Consider the following 6,560-nt stretch of genomic DNA (forward strand, 5'->3'; position numbering starts at 1 on the left):
CCGGGGCAGGGGCGTCAGGTCAGGTCCGACGCCTCGAAGATGGCCTTCGCCTCTTCCTCGTCCACCTGGGCGCCGAGGCTGCGGAGCACCTCGATCCCCGTCACCAGCAGGCCGTTCGCCCGGGCCCGGCCCGCCCCCGTCTCGACCCGGTGCCACAGCAGCGGGTTCGCCGTGAGGATCTGCGGGTCCAGCTCCACCCGGGCCCCCAGCGTGTCCCGCAGGACCAGGCGCGGGGTCAGGCCGTCGGCGCGGCGGGCCGAGACCAACAGGTCCGTGCAGACGTGCCGGCGGCGGAACAGGCCGCGCACCGCGAGCCAGCCGGGGCCCGCCGTGACGCGCGGCGGGTGCAGCACGGCGTACAGGGGCAGCGAGAGGCCCGTCCACAGCAGGACGCGCGGCGGGGTCAGGGTGGAGTGGGCCGCGTCGACGGTCAGGGCGAGCCCGAACACCAGCGCCGTGCTGAGCAGAGCGGCCCGCAGCTCGTGTGCCCAGGCCCGGTCGGTCACGGTCGCCGTCGCGGGGCGGACGGCATCGGTCCAGGTGCCGGGTCCCGACGTCCTCACATTGCGTCCCATGGAGCGCACCGTAGGCCGTACGGCGGGGCGCTCCGGCGGTTTTTGACTCTGTCCTGACCCGTAACGACTGCTTTTTGACGCGGAACTGACGTTTAGGCCGCCGCGCCGCCGTCGATCACCAGGTCCGCACCGACCACGGACGCGGCGTCGGACGAGGCGAGGTACAGGACGGCCGCGGCGACCTCCTCCGTCGTCGAGACCCGGCCGAGCGGGGACTGCTCCTTCATGCGGACGTCCCGTTCGGCGGGGGTCTCGTCGGGGCGCAACGACATCGTGGTGTCGGAGGCGCCGGGGCTGACCGCGTTGATGCGGATGCCCTCGGCGATGTGGTCGAGGGCGGCGCCGCGGGTCAGGGCGGAGACGGCGGCCTTCGAGGCGCCGTAGGCGGCGACGCCGGGCCGGGAGGCGTGGGGGCCGAGGTTCGAGGAGACGTTCACGATCGCGCCGCCCGACGCCTGGGTCCGCATCTGGGCGACCTCGGCCTGCAGGGAGTTCAGCACCCCCGTGACGTTGATGTCGAGGAGCGTGCGCCAGTCCTCGGCGGGCAGGTCGGCGACGGGGGCGCCGCCGCGGAAGACGCCCGCGTTGTTGACGGCGACGTCGAGCGCGCCGAAGCGCTCGACCGCCGTACGGACCAGGGTCCTCGTGTCGTCGGCCCGGGACACGTCGGCCGGCTGCGCGAGGGCGGTGCCGCCCGCGGCCTCGATGAGCGCGACGGTCTCGGCGAGGGGCCCGTGCGTGCGCCCGGCGACGACCACGTTCGCGCCCTCGGCGGCGAGGGCGAGCGCGATGGCCCGGCCGAGGCCGGAGCCCGCGCCGGTGACGAGGGCGGTGCGGCCGGTGAAGCGGTTGCGGGAGGCGTGCGACACGGGAGACACGGGAGACACAGTTCCTCTTTCTTGACCGATCGGTTCAATATAAGGGCAGGGCAGGTGGAGAGCCCTCCGGGCGGAGGGTGGGCCGGGTGGCCGGTGGGTGTGGTGTCAGTCGAGGAGGGTGAGGGCCTGTTCGGCGGCGTCCCTGACGCGGGCGGGGTCCTGGGACGCCTTGCCGACGACGCGCATGCCCTGCATCAGGACGAGCAGCAGCCGGGCGAGCGCCCGGGGGTCGCGCCCGGCGGGCAGCTCGCCCTGCGCCTGGGCGCGGGTGAGCGTGGTGCGCAGCAGCGTCTCGACGTGCTCCCAGCTGCGCTCCACGCGGCGGGCGGCCTGGGGGTCGTGCGGGGCGAGCTCCGCGGCCGTGTTGGTGACCAGGCAGCCCGTCAGGCGCTGGTCGGTGGTGGTCGACTCCGTGGCGAAGCGGTGGATCAGGGCGCGGACCGCGGGGAGGGCGGGGCCGGCCTGTGACAGTTCGTCGAGCACGGTCGAGTCGGCGGACTCGGCGTACCGGTCCATCGCCTTCAGGTACAGGTCGTGCTTGTTGCCGAACGTGGCGTAGATGCTGGCGCGGCCGATGCCGAGGTGGTCGACGAGGTCCGCCATCGACGTCGCCTCGTAGCCGCGCCGGTGGAACAGCTCGAGGGCCGCTTGCAGCGCGGCGTCCGGATCGAATTCCTTGGTCCTGGCCACGCACAAGACCCTACGGCTATGTGGAACGGTCGGTCAAGTATGGGTGTTCTCTGCCGCTGACGGCCCGGTGGGGGCTGCTCGCGCAGTTCCCCGCGCCCCTGGAGGCCTGCGGCTTCGCCGCCGCCTCCTCCATGTGACGCGCCCCTGAGATGGCGCACGGAGTGCGCATCTCGGGGGCGCGGGGAACTGCGCGACCAGCCACGACGGCGTGGCAGTCGAACCGTGGGATCAGGCCTGCGCCGCCCGTACCGCATAGGCCCGGACGGAGACCGTGTCGTCGTCCAGGCAGCGGCCCGTCTCCAGGTCGAAGCGCTGCTTCAGGAGCGGCGACGCCACGAACGGCCGGCCGAGGGCGGAACCGAGCAGGCCGCGCGAGAGCACGGCCGCCCCGGTGAACGGATCCGTGTTGTCGACGGCGTGCACCCGCCCCGCCCGGTCGAGGAAGACCGCGGCCTGACGCCCGTCGGGCAGCAGCGCCGCGACCCCCCGCCCCGGCGTGAGCCGGTCCAGTTCGCACACGGACAACCACGCGTCGTCCAGGCCGAGTTGCACCATTACCGTCGTCTTCTCGGGAGCGATCGTCATCGTACGGCGAGTCCTTCCAGGGGGATGAGGGGCAGCTCGGGCTTGATCTGGTCGCGCTCGGGGACGAAGCGGACCGTCGGGTCCGGGGTGTCGGGAGCGTTCACGAACGAGACGAAGCGGGACAGGCGCTCGGGGTCGTCCAGGGTCTCGGCCCACTCGTCCCGGTAGTGCGCGACGTGCGCCCGCATCAGCGCCTCCAGCTCGTCGCAGATGCCGAGCGAGTCGTGCACGACGACGTCCCGCACGTGGTCGAGGCCGCCGTCGATCCGGTCCAACCAGGCCGCCGTGCGCTCCAGGCGGTCGGCGGTGCGGATGTAGAACATCAGGAACCGGTCGATCAGCCGGATCAGTTCCGCGTCACTCAAGTCCTGTGCGAGCAGGTCGGCGTGACGAGGCGTCATGCCGCCGTTGCCGCCCACGTACAGGTTCCAGCCGTTGGCGGTGGCGATGACGCCGAAGTCCTTCGACTGGGCCTCGGCGCACTCGCGGGCGCAGCCGGAGACCGCCGACTTCAGTTTGTGGGGGGACCGCAGGCCCCGGTAGCGCAGCTCCAGGTCGATCGCCATCCGGACCGAGTCCTGCACGCCGTAGCGGCACCAGGTCTGCCCGACGCAGGACTTCACGGTGCGCAGCGACTTGCCGTACGCGTGCCCGGACTCGAAGCCGGCGTCCACCAACCGGGTCCAGATCATGGGGAGTTGATCGACCCGGGCGCCGAAGAGGTCGATGCGCTGGCCGCCGGTGATCTTCGTGTAGAGCCCGAAGTCCCGCGCCACCTCGCCGATCACGATGAGCTTGTCGGGAGTGATCTCGCCGCCCGGGATGCGTGGCACCACCGAATAGGAGCCGTTCTTCTGGAGGTTGGCGAGGAAGTGGTCGTTCGTGTCCTGCAGGGCCGCCTGCTCGCCGTCCAGGACGTAGCCGTCCGCGCCGATCGACGGGGCCAGCGACGCGATGATCGAGCCGACCGCCGGCTTGCAGATCTCGCAGCCCTCGCCGCCGCGCGCCGCCTCGCGGCCGTGCTCGTCGAGCAGCTGGGCGAAGGCCGTGACCCGCTTGACGCGCACGATCTCGTACAGCTCCTGGCGCGTGTGCCCGAAGCAGCCGCACAGGCCGCCGTCGCCGGACTTCGGCAGCAGCTGTCCGATGAGCTTGACGCAACTCCCGCACCCCGTACCGGCCTTGGTGCACTTCTTCACCTCGGGCAGCGAGGTGTGCTCGCAGATCTCGCCCTTGGTCACGTTGTGGCAGGAGCAGATGACGGCATCGGCGGGCAGCGCGTCCGGGCCGAGCTGGGCGGGCGCGCCCGCGCCGGCCGGCAGCACCAGCGCCTCGGGCGCGACCGGCGGCACGGTCCCGGTGAGCGCGCGCAGCGTGCCGTACGCCTCCGCGTCACCCACCAGGATCCCGCCGAGCAGCTCGCCCTCGCTGCCGATGACGAGCTTCTTGTACGTGCCCGAGCGCGAGTCCGAGTAGACGACGTCGAGGCAGCCCGCGGTCGCGCCGTGCGCGTCGCCGAACGAGGCCACGTCGACCCCGAGCAGCTTCAGCTTGGTGGACAGGTCGGCGCCGGTGAACGACGCCTCCGTGGACTCCTCCGCGATGGCGGCGGCGGCCGTGAGCGCCATCTCGTAGCCGGGGGCGACGAGCCCGTACACCCGGCCGTCGGCGGCGAGGGCGCACTCGCCGATCGCGAACACGTCGGGGTCGCTGGTGCGGCACCGCTCGTCGACCGTGATGCCGCCCCGCTCACCGACCGACAGGCCCATGTCGCGGGCGAGTTGGTCGCGCGGCCGGACGCCGGCGGAGAAGACGACGAGGTCGGTGGCGAGCTCGGACCCGTCCGACAGCTTCATGCCGCGCACCGCGCCCGAGGCGTCGTCGGTGACGATCTCCTGCGTGCCGACACCGGTGTGGACGTCGATCTTCATGTCGCTGATGGTCTTCAGGAGGGCGGCGCCGCCGCCCTCGTCGACCTGCACGGGCATCAGCCGCGGCGCGAACTCCACGATGTGGGTGGCCAGTCCGAGCCCCTGCAGCGCGCCCGCCGCTTCCAGGCCCAGCAGTCCACCGCCGACCACGGCGCCGACCGTCGCGTTGTTCTTGGCGTAGTCCTCGATCGCGTACAGGTCCTCGATGGTCCGGTACACGAAACAGCCGGTGGCGTCCTTGCCGGGGACGGGCGGCACGAACGGGTACGAGCCGGTGGCGAGCACGAGCGTGTCGTACGCGACCTTCAGGCCGGAGCGCGCGTGCACGACACGGGCGTCCCGGTCGACGACCACGGCGGGGTCGCCCACGTACAGCTCGATGCCGTGCTTGTCGATGAACTCCGGGTCCGTCATGGAGAGTTCGTCGGGCGTGGTGCCCGAGAAGTACGAGGTGAGGTGCACCCGGTCGTAGGCGGGGCGCGGCTCCTCGCACAGGACGACCACGCGGTGCGTCCCGGTCAGGCCGCGCTCGGCCGCCGCTTCGAGGAAGCGCTGGCCGACCATGCCGTGGCCGACGAGGACGAGGGTGGGCTGGGCCGTTCCGGCCGTGTCGGTCGCCATGTCAGAGGCCTCCGTCGTGAGTGAGCAGGTGCAGCAGCGGCGGGGCGCCGGCATCGGTGGCGGCGGGCAGGGATTCGTCCGACTCCCAGGCGTGGGCGAGCGCGCCGACACTGGCGAGCTCGCCGACCAGGACGCCGCCGACGAGACGGTCGCCGCGGACCACGACCTTGCGGTACGTGCCGCGGGTCGCGTCCGTGAGCTGTACGACGTCGTCGCCGGGCAGCGCCTCGGTCTCGCCGAACGCGGCGAGGTCCAGCGGACCCGCCTCGTGCGGGAGGGTGAGCCGGGTCAGGGTGCGGGTGCCGGTGTACGCCGTCGTACGGCCGGTTCCGGTGAGCAGACCGGCGAGGGCGTCGGCCTGCTCCAGGGCGGGGGTCGCGAGTCCGTACACGGTGTCGGCGTGCTGGGCGCAGTCGCCGACCGCGCGGATGCGCGGGTCACTGGTGCGCAGCTCGTCGTCGACCACGACGCCCTTGCGGACGTCGAGCCCCGCGGCCTGCGCGAGACCGGCCCGCGGCCGCACCCCGCAGGCCAGCACGGTGACGTCGGTGTCGAGGACGTAGCCGTCGTGCAGTTCGACCCGGCGTACGTGACCGTCCTCGACGCGGACGCCGCGCACCCGGCACTCCGTGTGGATCTCGACGCCGAGCGCGGTGAGGTGCCGGCGGACGAGTTCGGAGGAGCGCGGGTCGAGCTGGCGCTCCATCAGCCGTTCCGCCTGCTGGGTGAGCACGACCTGCGCGCCGCGCCGGGCCAGCGCGCGGGCCGCGGACACCCCGAGCAGACCGCCGCCGATGACGACGGCGCGGGTCCCTTCGGTGACGGCCCCGGACAGGGCCAGACAGTCGTCCATCGTGCGGAACGGGTGGACACCGCCCGGCAGTTCGGCGGCGCCGGGCGCGAACAGGCCGCGCAGAGGCGGCAGGACCGGGTTCGATCCGGTGGCCAGAACCAGGGTGTCGTAGGCGACCTCGGCGCCGTTCTCGCACTGGACGAGGCGGCGGTCGCGGTCGATGCGGACGGCGCGCGTACGGAGCCGGGGGCCCGGGGTGCGGGGGAGCTCGATGACGTCCGGACCGTACGTGCCGGCCAGGACCTCGGCGAGCAGCACCCGGTTGTACGGGGCGTGCGCCTCCTCGCCGATCAGCACCGCGCGCTCGCCCAGGCGCTGGGCGAGGCGGGTGCCGGCGAGGCCGGTGCCGATGACGACGACACGGTTCCCGTCCCGGGGGGCGTCGTGATCGTGCTCGTGCGGTGCGGTCATGCTCCGCAGCGTGCGG

Annotated in this window: 6 protein-coding genes; all 6 read right to left on the reverse strand. The window is 73.0% G+C overall.

Annotation, left to right across the window (positions count from 1 at the left end):
• Window positions 1–14: 14 nt before the first annotated feature.
• The 6 genes from M4J07_RS30250 to M4J07_RS30275 all read right to left on the reverse strand — a co-directional run bounded on the left by M4J07_RS30250 (window position 15) and on the right by M4J07_RS30275 (window position 6,544).
• Window positions 15–575 (reverse strand): hypothetical protein, encoded by a 561-nt coding sequence (locus M4J07_RS30250; RefSeq protein ID WP_255976854.1) that lies wholly within the window; start codon window positions 573–575, stop codon window positions 15–17.
• A 92-nt stretch (window positions 576–667) separates the two neighbouring features.
• Window positions 668–1,444, reverse strand: a complete 777-nt coding sequence (locus tag M4J07_RS30255) for an SDR family NAD(P)-dependent oxidoreductase (protein WP_255976855.1) — start codon at window positions 1,442–1,444, stop codon at window positions 668–670.
• A 114-nt stretch (window positions 1,445–1,558) separates the two neighbouring features.
• Entirely contained in the window at window positions 1,559–2,143 is a 585-nt protein-coding gene (locus M4J07_RS30260; RefSeq protein ID WP_255976857.1) for a TetR/AcrR family transcriptional regulator, read from the reverse strand.
• Between the two features lie 228 nt (window positions 2,144–2,371).
• The gene (gene nirD / locus M4J07_RS30265; RefSeq protein WP_255976860.1) at window positions 2,372–2,728 is read right to left on the reverse strand and encodes a nitrite reductase small subunit NirD; all 357 of its coding nucleotides are present in this window, start codon (window positions 2,726–2,728) and stop codon (window positions 2,372–2,374) included.
• Window positions 2,725–5,280, reverse strand: a complete 2,556-nt coding sequence (gene nirB / locus M4J07_RS30270; protein WP_255976861.1) for a nitrite reductase large subunit NirB — start codon at window positions 5,278–5,280, stop codon at window positions 2,725–2,727. Before nirB ends, nirD begins: the two co-directional genes overlap by 4 nt.
• Before the next feature lies 1 nt (window position 5,281).
• A complete protein-coding gene (locus M4J07_RS30275; protein WP_255976870.1) occupies window positions 5,282–6,544 on the reverse strand; it encodes an NAD(P)/FAD-dependent oxidoreductase in 1,263 nt (420 codons plus the stop codon).
• Window positions 6,545–6,560: the final 16 nt, after the last annotated feature.

This window comes from Streptomyces longispororuber (genome assembly GCF_024448165.1).
Classification (GTDB): domain Bacteria; phylum Actinomycetota; class Actinomycetes; order Streptomycetales; family Streptomycetaceae; genus Streptomyces; species Streptomyces longispororuber_A.

Excerpts from the sequence above, each read along its gene's own strand:
- M4J07_RS30250 (WP_255976854.1), bottom strand. The coding sequence starts at position 575 with ATGGGACGCAATGTGAGGACGTCGGGACCCGGCACCTGGACCGATGCC.
- nirD (WP_255976860.1), bottom strand. The coding sequence starts at position 2,728 with ATGACGATCGCTCCCGAGAAGACGACGGTAATGGTGCAACTCGGCCTG.
- nirB (WP_255976861.1), bottom strand. The coding sequence starts at position 5,280 with ATGGCGACCGACACGGCCGGAACGGCCCAGCCCACCCTCGTCCTCGTC.
- M4J07_RS30275 (WP_255976870.1), bottom strand. The coding sequence starts at position 6,544 with ATGACCGCACCGCACGAGCACGATCACGACGCCCCCCGGGACGGGAAC.